Source organism: Nostoc sp. 'Peltigera membranacea cyanobiont' 232, assembly GCF_002245985.1.
GTDB lineage: Bacteria > Cyanobacteriota > Cyanobacteriia > Cyanobacteriales > Nostocaceae > Nostoc.
On sequence record NZ_NOLK01000167.1, the window covers coordinates 1 to 17418 of the forward strand.

Here is a 17418-nt window from a genome sequence, read left to right on the forward strand (position 1 = left end):
TAGTGAACCACGAGTTCGTAAACGTCGCCCGAAAGCATACCCCTTAATGACGAAACCTCGGCACGAATTACGAAAGCAGTTGCAAACTGCTTAACCACAAGTGTTTCGGCTTTTCTTAGTGCCATTCGACTAAAGCCAAATATGAACCGCGAGCAACTACTTAATGCAATCGCTGACCATGTAATTGAACAGGCGCGCCTGGTTGGAATTTATCAGCAAAAGTAAATAGCTAATCGACATTGAAGCTGCATAATGTCAATCTGGGTAGACACAGCCCATCGTAGACATTGATCAGTAAACCAATCAATACTTCTGGCTTTGTGCATTTTTAATTCGGAATCGGGTTTTGGGAAAAGGGTTTTGGTTAATGGTTAAAGGTATTTTCTTTCCCTTTTCCCAAAAATCCGAGAAGTATTGCATTACCAATGGTGTTTGCTTCCTGATTCACAATGCCTGAAACCACTATTTTTATGCTTGTTTTCCCAAGTTTGTAGTTGACTGTTACTGAATACCACCGCCACCTCTTGATGCAGCATTTGCTGCATCAATATGCACCTGCTCAACTGTTCCGATATTACCTGTATGTGCTAAGGAAACGGCAACGTTAATCACCCCAATATGCGAAAAGGCTTGGGGAAAATTACCAAGATGCGCCCCTGTTTCAAAGTCAATTTCTTCTGCAAATAGTCCCAACGAACTGCTTCGTGCCAGCATTTGCTCAAACCAAACACGAGCCTCTGTAGCCCTTTGAGCCAAGATAAGTGCGTTGATCAGCCAGAAGGTGCAAAGGACAAAGGATGCCTCTTTACCACTCACGCCTTCTGGTGCATCTCGGTAACGGTAACACAGTCCATTCTCAACTAAATGTTCGATAGTCGCATCAATTGTTGACACCATACGCGGATCAGTTCCATCAATGAAGCCAACACTAGACATTAGTAAATTAGAGGCATCAAGAGTTTCATCCTCGTAGGATTGCTTGAAGGCACCAAGTTTTTCGCTCCACCCTTTTTCAAACACTTCATTGCGGATTAGTTGGCGTTCCTGTCGCCAACGGGTAGTATCACCAGTTAGCTCAAGCGCCTCAGCCATTTCGATGCCACAGTCTAATGCCACCCACAGCATCACTTTCCCGTAAACAAAATGTCGCAAACCCCCACGCACTTCCCAAATGCCGCTATCTGGTTCGTGCCAGTGTTCAGCAGCCCAATCTACTAGTGGGCAGATGTGTTCCCAAATTGCAGTTGGATCGTACTTTCCAACCTTCCAGGCGAAATGTAAAGCACTAAGTACCTCACCATAGACATCAAGTTGAACTTGTCCTGCTGCACCATTGCCGATCCGAACTGGCTGCGAGTCTCGATATCCCCGCAAGTGATCTAAGGTTTGCTCAACAACCTGTCCACTTGATATAATCGGGTAAAGGATTTTGATTCCAGTTCCTTCCATCTTCACAGTCTGGGCGATCCAATTGAAGAACTGACACTCATCATCAAGATAACCTGCTAATAGCAATGCATAAAGAGTAAATGATGAGTCCCGAATCCAGGTGAAGCGATAATCCCAGTTCCGCCCCCCACCAATTTCTTCTGGCAACGAAGTTGTCGGTGCAGCTACAATTGCTCCTGAAGGGGCATAAGTCATCAACTGTAAGGTCAGCGCACTGCGAACAACCGCGTCTCGATAAGCTCCTTGATAAGTACACTTATTCGCCCAACGCCGCCATTCGGCGCAAGTTGATGCCAGGGCATCCATTGGGTCTAGATTTGGCAGTTGTGCGTCCTCCTCAGTCAAAAGCGTGAACATCGCTCTTTCTCCAGCATGAAGGATTATGTGACACATAAATATATTGCTTGTTGTGTCCAGATGCCATTCAACGGGTCCAGTAACGGTGAATGAACCAAACCTGACTTCGTTGCCAGATTTGATTAACTTGGGAATTGTGCGCCCATAGTCAGGGCGAGGAGAGCAAGTACTAATAATTTCAACTGTTCCTTCACTAACCTCGACAATTCGGATTAGCCTGCCAGGTGCTATTCGGCTTTCCTGTTGCTCCTGGTTGCTAATATCCATAAAATCCAGCAGCGAAATTCGTCCTGATTCACAGGTAAAAATTGTTTTTAGTACATTTGTTTCATTTAGGTACTGATGACTACTTGACCAAGCAGTGGCTGGCTGAATACTCCAGCTTCCACCACGTTCTAGATCCAAAATCCGAGCAAACAAAGACGGAGAATCAAACCGAGGTAAGCAAAGCCAGTCAATCGAACCACAACTACTGACAAGAGCTGCTGTATGGCAATTGCCAATCACCCCATAATCTTCTATGGGCAGAAAGGATTGGGTCAAAACTGTTGGGTTGCTATTGGAATCAGATGTAATACTCATTACCGTCTTTAGCTGCTGATAACCTTTTACAAAAATCTTAGGTCTTTGACAATTAACCGATAGTTCATGTATTGTTTTGGTTCCCTATGCTATTCTCACCCAAAACGGTAGAAAGCAGATTTTGTCAAATTTCCGGTGGAACGAGTTTTAGAGGATGGTTCCTATTTAAGTTGGATTGCCCCAGATGGCAAATTGAAGAAAAAGTCCGTTAGTGCGATCGCCTGAGTTGACAAGAATAGAAAACGCTATGGCTAAAAAAATCTAGCTATTGCTAGATGCGATAATCCTCAAAAACGCTATAGGCTACAATTGTTGAATAGAAAGATTCGCTTGTGGATGCCATAGTAGAAAGATCGCACACACTCAAACAAGCCTTGGTTGATTTTGTCCTAGATGCTGACGGCGAACTAGCACAAGCACTCGACATTTATGCAGTTGCACAGATGCCTAGCGGTAATGGCGATCGCACCCAACAACAAGTAATCATTGACAGGTTTATTACAGAAGGGAAAATTGGCGAGCGCTCACCTATAGAGTTATTTATCGCCAGTCATACAGATTTGTCAGAGAACGATCGCAATCTCCTGAATAGCTGGCATCATAGTTTTATTGGTTTATTTACTATCACCCAGATTTTACCTGATGGCTTAGAACTCATGAACTGGCTGACAGCTAAACGTTACATAGTTCTGACAGCTAAAAATTACATAAACCTAAAGGTAAAGGACAAAAACAACCAGTGAAAGGTTTTCAAAGAGGTTAGTTTAATATCAAGTGCATCTCAAATCCAGGGAAGTAAGTCGGAGAAAAAATTTATGCGCCCCAGTGGACTAAATGGATGGCGTGAGAAAGTTGGGTACAGAAAGCGATCGCTAAAAGGTCAGTTCCTCTCAAGCAAAAAGAACTACCTTTTATCCAGAATAACTTTCAAAATTTTTAGAATTGCTCTTATGCCCTTACAATCTGTGTAATTCGTTTTTTAATCATCATCCGAACTCCACCTTCAGGAGCAAGGGTAAACCCACGTCTTTGCAGTTTAAGAGGTTTATTTTCCACCAATACAAGTTGATAATTAGATAAAACGGTTGCCAAGACTAACTTCATTTCTAACAAAGCCAGGGCATATCCTAAACATCGCCGACTTCCACCACCAAAAGGAATGAACTCCCAAGGGGAATACTGCCGTCCTAAAAAACGTTCCGGATTAAATTGTTGAGGATTAGGATACAAATCTTCCCGGTAATGCAGGAGGTAGATACTTGCCATTAAAGTTGTGTCAGGAGCAAACTGGTATCCGGCAATATTAATGGATGATTTGGTAATGCGTGGGAAAAGCACTGGAAGGACTGGATACATCCGCAGGGTTTCAAGGCATACTGCTGTCAAGTAAGGAAGTTGGGCGATTTCCATCGGGTTAGGATTTTCTCCCAAGCTGTCAAGTTCCTGCTGCAATTGTAAAAGGACATCTGAATTTTGATGAATTTGATAGAAAGCCCACGCTAGCGTTGTTGCAGTAGTTTCATGTCCAGCAAATAAAATTGTGAGCAATTCATCTTTTAATTCATCATCGGTCATTCTTTGCCCATTTTCATCCCGTGCTGCCATCATCAAGCTCAGAACATCACCCTGGCTCTGATTCTCCTTTGTTCTTTTCTCTTCAATTTCTGCAAGAAGCAGCTGATGAATATAGTTTTGTCTACTTCTCATCTGCCCCCAAGGAGTCCATTTTCCCCAATCTTGTTGTAAAAACGGCAAAAATAGCATACTGGAGCGCAAAGGAGAATCAGTCATATCCAACCAACTAGTAAGTAGAGGTAAAATTAGCTGATAGCGTTCCCCTTCACTTAAACCAAAAACAATTTGTAAAATTACTTCTAGACTCACTTTCTGCATGGCAGACCGAACCACAAAAGGTTGATCGGTTTGCCATTGACTAGCAATTTGCTCGGTAATTAAGCAGATTTGTTGACCATAAGCCTGTAGCCTTTCTCCATGAAAGGGGGGCATTAATAATTTTCGTTCTCGTCGATGGCGGACACCATCTATTAACATCAGAGAATTTCGCCCAATCAGAGGCTCTGCAAGTTCATTACCACGACCAACATCAAATTTAGAATCTTGACTGAAAATTTCTTGAATGGCCTGGGGATGGCTAAGAATTACATAAGAACCCAGTCCGCTCAGTCGCATGGAAAAAATGTCTCCATACTTTTGACTATACTTTTGCTGAAATCCAATCGGATCGGCAATCCATTTTATCAGTTGCCACCACGAAGGACTCGTAATGCAATTCGGTAATTGACTAAGCATAATATTTACTTGTATATTCAACTTCATCATCTCAAACAAATACACCCACTTTCGTGCCTTCACATAGAAGTTACTGGAGCAAGCTGGATCTCAATTGGAGTAGTGTGTTGATTTGGAACGAGAAAAAACCGAGAGCAGATTCTGACCAACTAAAACTCTTATACCATGTCAAACTAAAAGACAAAGTGTTGACGGAGGTTTTTAAAGATGGATTCTGTAGCCCAGCTTGAGTCAGGATGGCACGATAGCGCACTTGAGAGCATTATAAATATAGTCAGAGCGCCCGATGGTGACTTTGAGAGTATTGGCAACCTCGCAAATACTGTTGCTGATTTGCATAGCTTACAAAAAATAATAGAACTTCTTCATAGCACCTCACAAGGAAAACAAGCATTTGAAAGACGCTCCAGATTAGGTGATATCGATCTTCAAAAACTTTATCGCTTACCTCCCAATACACTTGGATATGCCTTCGCTGAACATCTGCTCAAAAACAATTTGCAACCTTTATACTCTGGGCAAGTAGAGAATGATTACCAATTTCTCGGAGCGCATATCACAGAAACACACGACATCTGGCATATTATTACTGGATGCGATACAAACATTCTTGGAGAAATTCAATTAGAAGCTTTTTATGTTGCCCAACTACACTTTTCGCGTTTCTGGTTAGCATTATTGGCTAAAAATCTTGTCAAAGCCGCTATTTACGATATTGAGGTTTCGACAAAATATATGGATGCAATAACTAAGGGATGGCTAATGGGAAAACAGTCCCTGCCCCTTTTTGGTATTGAATGGAATTCCTTGTGGTCAAAACCATTGGAGAATGTCCGTAGTAACTTAAATATCATTCTTTGTGAAACTTAATGATATAAAACTGTTGCAACTACTGTTAGTCGTTGAGTGTGAATGTGAAAGTGATGTTAGCTTCTCTGGTGAAGAAAATAAAAGGCGATTTGCCAAGATGGCTGCGGTAATCCTACTTGATGGCAAAGTTAGACGGGTCTTGATCTCTTCGATGCTTAGTGGGAATGGGGGCTGGCTGCCCATCACCCGCAAGGGCTGCGGTTTTTTCCAGGGATTCCCTCAATCGCTTGGCTGCGTAGATAGACATGTCTCGTGGTACATTAATGCGATCGCGCAAATATCGTAGAGCAACATCAGATCCTGATGGAGGTACACAGTCTTCACCGAGCATCATGTGTGTTAAAGCACAACGTAGGGCTTGATCAAACAATTTATCATCTTTGGGGTTGACTCGGATAATATTGACGCGGTGTTCGATAGTTCGTTGAAGAGCTTCCATACGGGAGTTTTCCGGTTCTGGATAAGTAACATCTGGTAGCCCAAACCACGGGCCATTATCCACCCGCGCTTTATTGAGAAGCATCTGGGTTTCGCCGTTTTCCCAACAACCCCCCATCTGAGGCGGCAAATCATGTACGTGGGTGTGAAAGTCGCTCTGAGTCCCGCAGTAGGTTGGTCGGGTTTCCATTGCCGCAAACCAGAAGCTCAAACGAGGGTTTTTCTCTCGCAGTGAGTAGCCCTTGTAGTAGTAAAGACTCGCATTCATCCGTTCGAGATATGGCGTAAAAATGACATCGACGATGCCGAAGCCCGATAGAAAATAAGGGCTTGGGGTGCGACCCAGAGCCGACTCTACCCTAGCCACCACGACCATAAATTATTCTCGGTTGCGTTGTTCTTGTTGAGAGGAATCGGTTCTAGAGCATAGCCAAGCGCACCAAGCTCTAAATAAAAGTCGTTCTAATTGACGTAGTAGAAGCACCGTGGGGTCTTCCATCCCTTGGTTCAATGGAGCAAAAACCTTTGACAAAGCGATCAAAATGTCATCGCTTTCTTTAATAACGCTCTTTTATGACTCTCGTCGGATAAAAATCATCCACCCTTATTTTTAAGGACTTTGATGAATTTAGGCGTAGGTTGGGTTGAGGAACGAAACCCAACACCAACAATCTCTGGTTTTGTTGGGTTTCACTTCGTTCAACCCAACCTACGAATATTTTATTTTTTCGGAGTAATAAAAGAGCGATAATCCGTCCATCAAGCTCGATCGCGGGGAGCATTCCTGATGGTACCTTACGTTTGTACCAACTTTCTTTCTCTCCATAGCAGAACATTGTCACTTTTTCGATCCGGTAGGGGATCTGTTTTTCCTCTAGCCATAACCAAACTTTTTGACAGTAAGGACACCAGGCGTGGTTATCACGGTACAGCGTTACCCGCACCTCAGATTCGGGCTGACCAAACAAGCGCAACCTGGCTCTAGCGTTGGTAAGACCATTAACGGTATCTATTTGATAGTCCGTGAGAGTTTCTAGTTCTTGCCAGCTTAAGGGTGCGGTAGTCATAGGGGGAGTTGCGTCGGGCAATACTTAGGGCAATTCTGTACTTTACAATATTTTCAATTACACCAAGGCTTAATTTAACCGATAGGTTCGCCCACTTGGAAAAGATATTGGACAAAGACAATTTTGCAGAGTTCAAAAAGTTCACATCACCGAGTCAAAAATTTGTTGTGCGGTTAGATTGAACTGCCAAAAAGTAGGAGACACTATAAGGTTTGTTTCTCTAAAGGGTGTCATTTGATATTCACCATCAATAAGTTCACAGACAAAAATAGTCGGAACCTTGGGACTACCAATAAATACACGTCCACCCAACGCTGCATAATCGACAATCCAATATTCAGGTATACCCATAGCTTCATAGTCACGAAGCTTATCATAATAATCATCCTGCCAGTTGGTTGACACTACTTCAACTATTAGTTTGACCGAACTAGCATTATGGATAACTGATTCTTTCTTCCAACGCGTTTCAGTATCGATAGTTTCTTGATTTAAAACAATAATATCCGGTTCGTACCCTGATTTGTCTCGGTATGGTTTAATAATGGATTCTTTGGGTATAGTCCAGATACCGCGTTTACCCATCTCTCTAATTGTGATCAGTAATTCTTCCATCAAAAAACCAGCTAAATCAGAATGCTCCCCTTTAGGCTTTGGCATCTCCACAATCACCCCATCATGTAATTCATAACGTACTTCTGAGTTTTCTGGATACCATTCGATAAATTCATCGAAGGTCAGTAGCTTTAGTTCCGATTGGGTTTGACTCATAAAAGTTACTGGATTTATTTTTACTGTTCATTTATCCTTTTTATTATGCTAACGAAGCGATGATGCTCTCTTTGAAGGCTGAGTCCTCCTGTAAACCCTGTAACCCACAGCGTACCCCGATCTTCAATGGTAGCTTTGATAATTCCACAATCGCCTGTGACTGCACACTTCCCCTGCCAAGAATTCTTAACCACAACGTTTCTGGTGTTTGTGGTAGTTGATGTATGGCTACAATTGCTGTCCGTAGAGCATCACCTAAAAAGTATACTCCTGGCAACCACCCCGATTTCTGATTAACATTAAAGCTCGATAGTATTGCTGGGGATGCAGTTGGACTAAGAACCCATAGTTTCGGAATATCTGACTCCTGGAGTCTGGTTTTATTCGCTTTAGCGTCTCGTCGCAAGAGAGCTTTTACTTCTAATAATTTTTGAATACAATCACAGATTTCATCAGCAGAGGCTGCATTCCGAAATGGTGAGCCAGCGCGGTCTTGGGGGTTTCCCCCATGAGCGACTGGCGAACCCGTAAGGGTTCTAATATTGCTGGAAACTCTGTAAATCTTCCAAGTAACCCTTACAGTTCTAAATTAGAGGTTTGCTGTAATGATGGAGTAAATAATACATCAATTTCTTTGATCTCTCCTGATATTTTTGATGATGACTTTACTTCCCCATAAGGTTTTAATAGTTCTTCAAGGTAGTCTTTGGCGAATTCGTCATGTACAAATCGAGTCATTCAATTTGGGTTATAGCGGTGTGCAGTTCAGTGAGATACAAAAACTTTGCTGAAATGATTTGACAGCAAGGACTTTGGTGTTCTCATCCAATCGATAACCGCTATATTAAGAATTAATTTGAAGTTATTAATAATATTTTATCTGTATTTACAACCAATTTTAATCACACCTCAAAATAAAGAGCCTTAAACCAATTCGCAATTCGCTTTTTCGCCCATGACGCTCCTACGTCGCTAACGCTGCGCTAACGCAATTACGTTTTGTGACGGGGATTTAGCTGAGGCTTCAATTCGCGCTGCCTATATTGCTGGGGACTTAAACCCGGATTTCTCACCAATGCTCAAAGCCTGTGCTTGTGCAGGGGAGCAGGGGAGCAGGGGAGCAGAGGAGAGTTATTGTACAAGTTCTTTCCCCTCTGCCCCTCCGCCCCTCTGCCCCTCTGCATTTCAAACTTGTGAGAAATGCGGCTTAAACCCCCAAAGTTCGTTAATATTTTGGCAGATTGTATGGTAGTATACTTTCAAATTCGATGCTCCCATTCTTTGTTTACAGCACTTCCGGCGGCTATGAGGTACATCCTCAAAGCTGAAAGCTATGATAGGAGAGGGGTAAGAGGAAAACTGTATTGCATAATAGCCGGAAGCGCTGTATACCAAATTTTAAGACTTAACGGGAAAAGTCAAATTCCTGTTGATCTTCAAGTAGCTGCTTGAGAGAAGGTGAGTGAAAGGTTACGAAGAGTATGCTCTCAGGAGATAGAGTGATGGCAGGAAAAATTAAATTAAAGATCGGCAACTCGGTCATTGTTAAACCAACCGTATTAGACCCAGATTTGGGAACTGACATTAGTGGTTGGCAAGGAAGAATCTCAGAAATTAATCCAGAGAACAATAGCATTTGTATTGATTGGGATAGCATCACCTTGAAGAATATCCCGTCAGAAGTGATTTTTAAGTGTGAAGAAGAGGGTTTGGACTGGAGCCAGATATACCTTGAACCAACAGATGTGGAATTAACTCAAGCAAAAGACACAGAAAAAGATGTTGCTGCCATAATTGAGGAAATTGAGGCAAAACATCGTTGGAGTCATTTAGGAGAAGAGGGAAAGCGTATTCAAGCAGTATTAGTCGATGTTGAACCTGATGATGAAATAGCGGCTTTTGAAACTTGGTCAGAGCATCTGAAAAAAGTACTGAGTTTTCCTTTTAATGCTAAAGTCGCCGAATTTCAAGAAACAGGTCCACTCAGAACCGACGAGCAAGTAACCCTAGAGGGAATTACATCTGTAGAGGATCTGTACGGTATTCTTGTTAAAGTTAAGCATGAGCGCAGAGGATATGATTTTCCCCTTTGTGACTTGGAGGCGACCGATTCCAAATCGCCAAACTATGGATTTCTGAGAAATTATGTAGTTTGGTTCGCCAATCGGTAAATAAAACCCGTTATCACTTGCTCCGAAAGGTTTACAAAAATAAAATTGCTCTCTGCTTTGAAAATCGCCGAAAAACCTTATTTTTACTGTGCTAGCCCGAATCAAAATCGCGTTTGGGATAATTTCATCCTGATATCTGCCATATCTACCCTACCGCAGTACTGCCGTGGTCAAGGGAGTCACAGGCTCGGATACAGGTGTACGTCCCTGAACCATTGATAATTTGACCGTTGACAGGTATGGCAAAACATGATTTCCAAACAGTTCACACTCTTCAATCAGAGGATAACCTGACAAGATGAACGCCCTGATTCCCATATCCATATAACGATTTATCTTCCAGAGAATTTGCTCTGGTGTACCAACCAATGCTGCCCCACAGCCAGATCGCGCCCGACCAATACCACCCCACAACAGAGGCTCTAAGTAATCCGATGTGGATTTTGCCCGGATCTCATCCTGCCGTAAAACACCCAAAGATTTGTGGTCTTGTGTACGTTCTTTAAGGTTCAAGCCAGCTGGATCAAATTTTGACATAATACTCTGTGCCCAGGCACGGGCTTCTTCTTGGGTTGAGCGCACAATAACATGAACACGGAAACCAAAGTCAATCTGACGACCATATTTGGCTGCTCTAAAACTCATGTCCTGCATGGTTGCGTAAATGCTTTCTTCTGGTTCCGGGGTATGAGTAGCATTCGCGCAGAAAACCGGGTTAATAGATATTACATGAGTAATACAAAGATTTTTAGAAGCTGAAACCCTTATTTTATCGTTGAGTAGTTACTCGATGAGCAGTAAAAGTCAATGACCTTCATTATCGTCATAATCCTTACCTAATAAGGCTTTTAAGCTTAACCCGGTTTTCTGAGCCGATGATACTCATACCCCAATAGTGAGAAAGCGTTGCCTATCTTTTTGACCTTGACTCAAGGTTGGAGGTAGTGTCCAAACTCCGCCTGAATAATCTTTATTATCTTTTGGGTTAGAGTTAATCTCTGATTTGCCCGCCAATTTGAAGCCAGCCTTCTCCACAGCAGCAATTACCCCATCTTCTGACATATAGCCAGTTTTAATACTCTCTTCTAAAGAAATGTCTGGTTTGCCACGGTGTTCTTCCACTCCTAAGATGCCCCCTGGCTTGAGTGCTTTATAAGCCGCCGCATAAACCTGCTCGGCATAGCCAGCTTTGACCCAGTTGTGAATATTGCGGAAGGTAAGAACTAAGTCTACAGAAATGTCTGGGGCTAGGGTAAGTTCGGTTGGGGGATTAATTTGGGCTACTTTGACCTTACCAAAAACCTCTGGATTAGCTGCTAGTTTTTCTTGGAAAGCCAAAGCGGGTTTACTCGCCTCAGCCAAGTTAGTAACTATGAGTTGTCCCTTTGCTGCTAGAAATGGGGCTAATATCTCAGTATACCAGCCGCCCCCTGGCCACAATTCAACTACAGTCATATTTGGGCGCAGACCGAAGAATTGCAAAGTCTGGGCTGGGTGGCGGTACTTGTCTCGGTCACGATTTGCAACGGAGCGATGACTGCTCTTTAGTATGGTTTGGAGCGTGGTTGTGCTGTTGAATGTCGCTTTTTCGCTTTCGTTGGCTAGAACAGTTGGGGGCATTACAGATGCCAATACAAGGATTGCTAGAGTCAAGGCTTTCAGTAAGCTTTGGCGGTGGGTGAGATTTTGTGCAAATTTCATAACTGTTGTTTTTACTTTCCGCTTCAGCATAGGGCAAATAGCGTTCTCATAAATGGGTGCGATGGCGTAGATGGCGTACCCGTCTGCTGTAGATATTACTCTCCCGTTTTCCTCTCTACGAGACGCGCTCTGCGCGTTCGCTTGAATGAGGAGCGATCGCTCCAGAAAGTCTATTGCTGTATGTAGGGGAAACTTGCCGCAGTAACAAGCGATGGAAGGGTAATCTCTCCTGGGGCGGGAGCAAATGCTAATAGCGCTAAGAAAAAGGCATCAAGGAAAAATATTTTATTTTTTAAACATGCTAATTGCTGCAATACCAGACGCACCAGCATCAAGACATTTTTGATAATTGTTTTCGTTAATTCCCCCAAGAGCAAAAACTTTCATTTGTGTTGATTTGCAAGCTTTAGTGAGCATATCTAGACCAATACCTTTTGCTTCTGGATGAGTTGGGGTCGCAAAAATAGGTGAAAAAAATACATAGTCTAATCCTTCATCCTCTGCCTCTTTTATAGATTTTAATGAGTGACATGATTTTCCAAACAGTATACTATTGCTTTTTGCCTCTGGCATTTTAATTTGGTCTTTTTCTCTAAAATGAAAAGCACTAACTAAAGAAGATTTATAATTTAGAGAAAATGGTAAAATAATTTGCAATTCTTTATAGGATAGATTCTCAATAATTATATCTATATTTTCTCTATTTGCCTCATATAATCTTATATAACACGAATCTGCACCGTTGCTGATAGCTCTGTTTACCCATTTAGTAACTTGAGCAGCAATTTTTGATTTGTCAGAACAAATTATTTCGGAATTCTCTGCTGACAAAATATCAAATATGGCGATTTTTTTAAAAGGTTTTATTGTTTCTTTCATAGAACCCTTCTTTCATTTTACAGTAATGGTTGTAGCAGCATTTATCTCATTAGAGCTCTTAACTCTACCATTTTCCTTATTCTGGCGACACCAAAGGCAAATGCTCTTAATTTGTCAGTTCTCTTGGATAATCAGCTAGTCGGCACGCTCCCCGTAATACCCTTGGAACCAAATCAGCTAAACCTATTTCCCGAAGTGAAACCTACATCAGCACCTAGAACAGAGGGGCTGGTAATGAGTGCTGATGCCCTGCTACGGTGGAAAACGCAGATTTTGGAATATCAGCAGAAGGTGAGAGAGAACAAACCACCTGAGCAGACGGCGTTATTCGACATTGCACCAAAGCACTGCGACCCAGACCGGATTGATCCGTTGCAGTTGTCAGTGCGATCGCTCTGTTTTTGGAGAATGCCAGCAGATAGCCCCGGCGATGCGTGTCTGTACTTCATCGTTGACTCCACGGCTGGCCTGATTTTATATGTGGGGGAAACTTGCAGAAGTAATAAGCGCTGGAAAGGGATTCACGCCTGCAAGGATTACATAGCAAGCTATCAGGATTTGCATTATCGTTATCAGATGAAGACAGCAGTTAACATCACGTTTTGGTGGGATGCTCCGGTTGACCGACGCGCACGGCAGGAGTTGGAATTGAGTCTGATTTTGAAGTGGCGCAGTCCATTTAATAAGGAGAACTGGGAGCGCTGGGGGCAGCCTTTTGGGTAGGGTGGCTCACTTATGTTTTATAAGTGGAGACGATGCCGTACCACTTGCCTACGGCACGCTATGCAAACGTGGATCTTGCTACGCAAAGCGTCTCCAAGAGTTGGCGTGCGGGTACTCCATCACATTCCAATTTTTTACTTACTCCTGAACCATCAACTCTTGCAGCAACGCATCATTTATCCTTTGTGCCTCTGTCCCACTACTTTCCCTAATATCAAAAGCTTGCTGCACTATGGTTTGAACTGACTCTGGTAATGATTCAAATTTTTCCGAATTGAGTATGACGAGGCGGCAACCAGGATAAGGCATAAAATCAGTAAACGGTTCCATTCCCGATGCAATAAGAGTTTTACTAAGTTCCGCGATGGGATGATGGGACTTTTGGTTGTCCTGAGTACGGTTGATTTCTGATGCCATGTAACCACAAAACCAACTCAAAGTATCAATATCTCCCTGAAATGCTGCCAAAATACCTGTCACTACTTGTTGGTTGAGCTTAACAGGCAGATTGTCAAAAATTTGGTCTAAGGCTTCTGGGTGTCGCTTGTGGCAATAACGCACCGCAGATTCAACAAGTTTATCGATTTTAGTGGGTTGAGATTGCCCAAATCCTTTGCCAGACATGGTAGTTGGTGTACTGAATACAGGGATTTTAGCAGTATTTTGGGTTGTGATCTGGCGATGTCTACTTTAAGGGGCTGCGCCTACGCTCTTTGGGCTTTCCTCTAAGAAAAAATTGAAGTTACACCGCTATGTTCAAAGGTTCTGGCAATTTGGCATCATAAGTCTGTGAATTGCCGTTTAAATGAGATATCAACAGAACAGAACAGCCACAAATCGCCAGTTGTTGACCCAACGCTGTAGAACTCAGCAGCCAATTCACAGCGCTCGGTCATCGCTTCTCTACATACAACTGGCTAGTAATGTACTAGAAAACACATAGTAAAGGTGCGATCGCTTTCGGGTTTATACAAAGTAAGTAACTCAAAGCCAAATATATACATACTACAGTAGTAGATTAGCTAGCTCTTGTAGAATTGCAATGTCAAACCCGTACAGTAATAAAAAAAAGATTCGAGGTTGGAAAAAACAGGTTAGAAAAATTAACTATTGGAAGAATTACAATCTCACCCTAGATGTAACCAAATTGCACAAGTCTCAACGAGATTATGTCAAGGTCACTATTGACCCCTGGCATCGCTTAGTAAAAAGAAACCCTCCCATTTGGTACAACCGATTAATACTAGAGGCTTTAATAGAGATTTATTTAAATTGGCATAAAACACTTCAGGAGTCGGGAAAGCCTTTTTACTTGAAGATATGGTTGTTTGACCATCATTTTATCAACTCTCAAGTTGTAGCAGCAACTGGAGATTGGATTGTTGGATATAACAATACTTTTATAAAGAGCAATGAAGCTAGAACGTTTACATTTGAAAAATATAAAATTCACAACTTCAGTCTCGAAAATTTTCAGTGGGAACTCCACGTTGAAGAGAATTATTTTTATGAAAAGATTGACCAAATAAGTGAAGCAGAAATTAACAAAATCAAACAAAAAGCTTACAGGTCAGGTTTTCTCCAGAATGGTGATAGGTACTTTGCTATTAAAACAGGAGATGTTTGGATTGGAACGTTACACACGCTATATTAGGGCAACCATCAAAACTGTTTATGGTAGACGCTCTGCGCCATCGCTTGACTACCTATTAAATTACTTTGGTTGCCACTTTACCTAATGCTGTCTGCAAACGAGTGGTAAATTCAACAGGAGCGATGTCTGCGTCAGGTTACTCCTGAGTTTTCCTCACTTGATTGGGGCGATCGCTCTTTTCCGTTTCTTAGAAGAAACCCTTAACACCTAAAATACTGGTGTGGTTAATCACTACCAGATTGTCTTGGAGAAAAACTTAGATTTAATATGAATGAAAGTTTAGCAGCCACACTAGGGGAATTACAAGCCCAAATTTATTGGTTACATGATGCTGAGGAGTTTGCCCAATTGGCATCAGCAGCAGCTACTATATATATGAAACTTGGTTATACTCAACAGCAGGCAGAAACGGCAGGTAACTTAATTAGTCAGGCTTATCAATTATCTGATAATGCTGTTTTAGCCCAGAAAGTAGGTGATTTTGACAAAGAAATACAGTTTTATCATCAAGTTAAAGATAAATTAACCCAAATAGAAACTACATTAGATTATCAAACCAGCATTGCCATACATCAAATGAAATGGTGGATGTATTTTCGTCATAAACAAAAATTACAAACTATTATTCACTTATTTTTACAACATTTTCAAGCGGTAGGGTTGATTAACTTACTTACTGCTATTAAACTTACATATTTTCTAATGGAAATAGGCAGAGTTCACAAATTGCGTGACATCGAAACCACCAAACATAATGCTATAAAATACTGGACAGAATTATTGAACATCAAACCGCCACAATATCCTTATCTTGGTTAAATTGCTTATTTCTAGGCTTGAGCGCGATTGGTAAACTACGCATCCTTAACTTTTCCTCTCTTGATTAGCGATCGCTTTTTTCCTCTAAGAATTAGGTGGGGCGATCGCTAATCAAATTACTTTACCTAATACTGTCTCCAGACGACTGGTAAATTCTGAGGAGCGATCGCAAGTCATAATCAACTGCTCAATCGCCCGTGTCATCGCCACGTAAAGTAATCGCGCTTCTTCTTCTGGTGTGTTGTATTGATGGGGCATATAACCAATACCAGGAATAAACACCACTGGGAACTCTAGCCCTTTACTGGAGTACATGGTTATGAGTTTGATGCTTTGTTCGTCCGGGTGATAGTTACGGCTGTCACTGTCGGCGTTTACCCACTCTATTGGGATTTGGGCTTGTTGGAAGTCGTTATAGATGCGATCGCCCATAAAGTTGGAGCGATAGATAATTGCTATTTCGTTCCAGGGGATATCTCGCTCGTGTAATTGTTGCACTCGCCCTGCTAGGTAATCTACCTCGTGTTTAAAACTGGGTAAACGGATGAGGTCTGGTTTGGGGCCTTGCCGTCCTGCACTAGTCGGTTCTACCAATACTACTTGGTCATCATCCCCGGTGATAGGGGTCATCACTTCTTTAGCAAATTCATAGGCTACCCCCAGCACTTGAGCCGTGTTGCGGTAATTGAGTTTAAAAATAGTAGTGCGTCCCTGTGCTTGAATGCCTACGCTCTTAAAGCTAAATTTCTTAGTGCGTTTTTCTCCGTAGAGGTTTTGGGCATCGTCATAGAGGATAAGCAAAGAATTGGTTTCGGGGTTGACCATTTGGGCAATTAACTTTAGCCACTCTGGTTTAAAGTCGTGTCCCTCGTCGAGCATCACAGCGCCATAAGTGCCAGCCGGTATCAACTTGGCATCAACGGCGGTAATTACTCTTTGAACCAGTTCTTCTATATAATCTTCACCTTGATACTCTCTAGAGTCGGGTCTAGGAATGTCATACTTTTTGAGTAAATCCATGCACCACCCGTGAAAGTGTCGCACCTTGATGCGACTGATTTTGTGCGGGTCTTCTTGAACCACCTGCCGGAGTTTGGCAGCAAGAGAAACGTTGAAACACAGCACTAAAATGGGTTTATTACTGACTTGAGCAAGGTGCTGGCAACGGTAGGCTAAAATCATGGTTTTTCCTGAACCGGCTACACCATGAATTACCCGATGTCCATCACCTAAACTGCGAGCTAACTGTTCCTGCTGCAAATCCATAATTTTGAGAATGTCGGGGATTTGCAACTGCGGTGATTCTTCAGTGTCGGTTTCTAAATCAAGCAAAGATAACTGTTTGGCACTAATGCGTAATTCTGGGAAGATATGCCAACGGATTCTATCTATTTGGTGAAGAGTGAGAGTCTTACCAAATTGATATGCAGATAAATCCCAAAGTCGTTGCTGAAATTCCCCTGCATCGATGTTTTCATACATTTCATCTTTGCAGATAACGCAGCAGCGATTGAAATCGTACTGGGCGATGAGGTGATGCGAAAGAAAGCACAAGAGTTAGGTGAGAAAATCAGGGCTGAGGATGGTGTGGCGAATGCAGTTGAAGCATTTCATCGGCATTTGGGGT

14 protein-coding genes and 4 pseudogenes are annotated in these 17418 nt (G+C 42.3%); 6 read left to right on the plus strand and 12 right to left on the minus strand.

The genetic code is table 11. The features are described 5' to 3' along the window. Window positions 1-501 precede the first annotated feature (501 nt). Window positions 502-2388 carry a glycoside hydrolase family 15 protein gene (locus CDG79_RS33310; protein WP_094345937.1) on the minus strand — a complete coding sequence of 629 codons (1887 nt, stop codon included), beginning with the start codon at window positions 2386-2388 and terminating at the stop codon, window positions 502-504. 332 nt (window positions 2389-2720) lie between these two features. Here CDG79_RS33310 and CDG79_RS33315 point away from each other — a divergent pair. Then, window positions 2721-3077, plus strand: a pseudogene (locus CDG79_RS33315) (hypothetical protein); the annotation flags it as partial. 259 nt (window positions 3078-3336) lie between these two features. On the opposite strand, the gene CDG79_RS33320 reads toward CDG79_RS33315, so the two are convergent. Further along, on the minus strand, window positions 3337-4698 hold the full coding sequence (locus CDG79_RS33320) for a cytochrome P450 (protein ID WP_094345947.1): 1362 nt from the start codon (window positions 4696-4698) through the stop codon (window positions 3337-3339). A gap of 207 nt (window positions 4699-4905) precedes the next feature. On the opposite strand from CDG79_RS33320, the gene CDG79_RS33325 reads away from it, so the two are divergent. Continuing rightward, window positions 4906-5568: a Coq4 family protein gene (locus CDG79_RS33325; RefSeq protein ID WP_094345938.1), complete on the plus strand. Its 663-nt coding sequence runs from the start codon at window positions 4906-4908 to the stop codon at window positions 5566-5568. Window positions 5569-5680: 112 nt separating this feature from the next. Here the strand turns inward: CDG79_RS33325 and CDG79_RS33330 are convergent. The 4 genes and pseudogenes from CDG79_RS33330 to CDG79_RS33345 form a co-directional block, all read right to left on the minus strand. Beyond that, window positions 5681-6568 (minus strand): annotated as a pseudogene (locus tag CDG79_RS33330) (glutathione S-transferase C-terminal domain-containing protein); the annotation flags it as partial. Window positions 6569-6755: 187 nt separating this feature from the next. Then, window positions 6756-7073, minus strand: a pseudogene (locus CDG79_RS33335) (glutathione S-transferase N-terminal domain-containing protein); the annotation flags it as partial. Between the two features lie 141 nt (window positions 7074-7214). Further along, entirely contained in the window at window positions 7215-7844 is a 630-nt protein-coding gene (locus tag CDG79_RS33340) for a Uma2 family endonuclease (RefSeq protein WP_094345939.1), read from the minus strand. 124 nt (window positions 7845-7968) lie between these two features. Then, window positions 7969-8582: pseudogene (locus tag CDG79_RS33345) on the minus strand (DUF4351 domain-containing protein); the annotation flags it as partial. Between the two features lie 764 nt (window positions 8583-9346). On the opposite strand from CDG79_RS33345, the gene CDG79_RS44335 reads away from it, so the two are divergent. Next, the gene (locus CDG79_RS44335) at window positions 9347-10015 is read left to right on the plus strand and encodes a calcium-binding protein (protein WP_223278489.1); all 669 of its coding nucleotides are present in this window, start codon (window positions 9347-9349) and stop codon (window positions 10013-10015) included. 150 nt (window positions 10016-10165) lie between these two features. On the opposite strand, the gene CDG79_RS33365 is transcribed toward CDG79_RS44335, so the two are convergent. From CDG79_RS33365 to CDG79_RS33375, 3 genes are all read right to left on the minus strand, one after another. Then, window positions 10166-10783 (minus strand): LLM class flavin-dependent oxidoreductase, encoded by a 618-nt coding sequence (locus CDG79_RS33365; protein ID WP_317616636.1) that lies wholly within the window; start codon window positions 10781-10783, stop codon window positions 10166-10168. Window positions 10784-10897: 114 nt separating this feature from the next. Continuing rightward, the gene (locus CDG79_RS33370) at window positions 10898-11716 is read right to left on the minus strand and encodes a class I SAM-dependent methyltransferase (protein WP_223278490.1); all 819 of its coding nucleotides are present in this window, start codon (window positions 11714-11716) and stop codon (window positions 10898-10900) included. Window positions 11717-12001: 285 nt separating this feature from the next. Further along, a complete protein-coding gene (locus CDG79_RS33375; RefSeq protein ID WP_094345943.1) occupies window positions 12002-12595 on the minus strand; it encodes a thiamine phosphate synthase in 594 nt (197 codons plus the stop codon). 111 nt (window positions 12596-12706) lie between these two features. Here CDG79_RS33375 and CDG79_RS33380 point away from each other — a divergent pair, with 111 nt between their 5' ends. Further along, window positions 12707-13318, plus strand: a complete 612-nt coding sequence (locus tag CDG79_RS33380) for a GIY-YIG nuclease family protein (RefSeq protein ID WP_223278491.1) — start codon at window positions 12707-12709, stop codon at window positions 13316-13318. A gap of 138 nt (window positions 13319-13456) precedes the next feature. Here the strand turns inward: CDG79_RS33380 and CDG79_RS33385 are convergent, their stop codons facing one another. Both CDG79_RS33385 and CDG79_RS44340 read right to left on the minus strand, forming a co-directional pair. After that, the gene (locus CDG79_RS33385) at window positions 13457-13942 is read right to left on the minus strand and encodes a hypothetical protein (RefSeq protein WP_094345944.1); all 486 of its coding nucleotides are present in this window, start codon (window positions 13940-13942) and stop codon (window positions 13457-13459) included. 118 nt (window positions 13943-14060) lie between these two features. Next, a complete protein-coding gene (locus CDG79_RS44340; protein WP_223278492.1) occupies window positions 14061-14201 on the minus strand; it encodes a hypothetical protein in 141 nt (46 codons plus the stop codon). Window positions 14202-14360: 159 nt separating this feature from the next. Here CDG79_RS44340 and CDG79_RS33390 point away from each other — a divergent pair, with 159 nt between their 5' ends. Together CDG79_RS33390 and CDG79_RS33395 are read left to right on the plus strand one after the other, a co-directional pair. Next, window positions 14361-14972, plus strand: coding sequence for a hypothetical protein (locus tag CDG79_RS33390; RefSeq protein WP_094345945.1), 612 nt, complete (start codon window positions 14361-14363; stop codon window positions 14970-14972). Window positions 14973-15239: 267 nt separating this feature from the next. After that, a complete protein-coding gene (locus tag CDG79_RS33395) occupies window positions 15240-15791 on the plus strand; it encodes a hypothetical protein (protein WP_094345946.1) in 552 nt (183 codons plus the stop codon). A gap of 111 nt (window positions 15792-15902) precedes the next feature. Here CDG79_RS33395 and CDG79_RS33400 read toward each other — a convergent pair whose 3' ends face one another. Then, on the minus strand, window positions 15903-17273 hold the full coding sequence (locus tag CDG79_RS33400; protein ID WP_223278493.1) for a DEAD/DEAH box helicase: 1371 nt from the start codon (window positions 17271-17273) through the stop codon (window positions 15903-15905). Window positions 17274-17418: the final 145 nt, after the last annotated feature.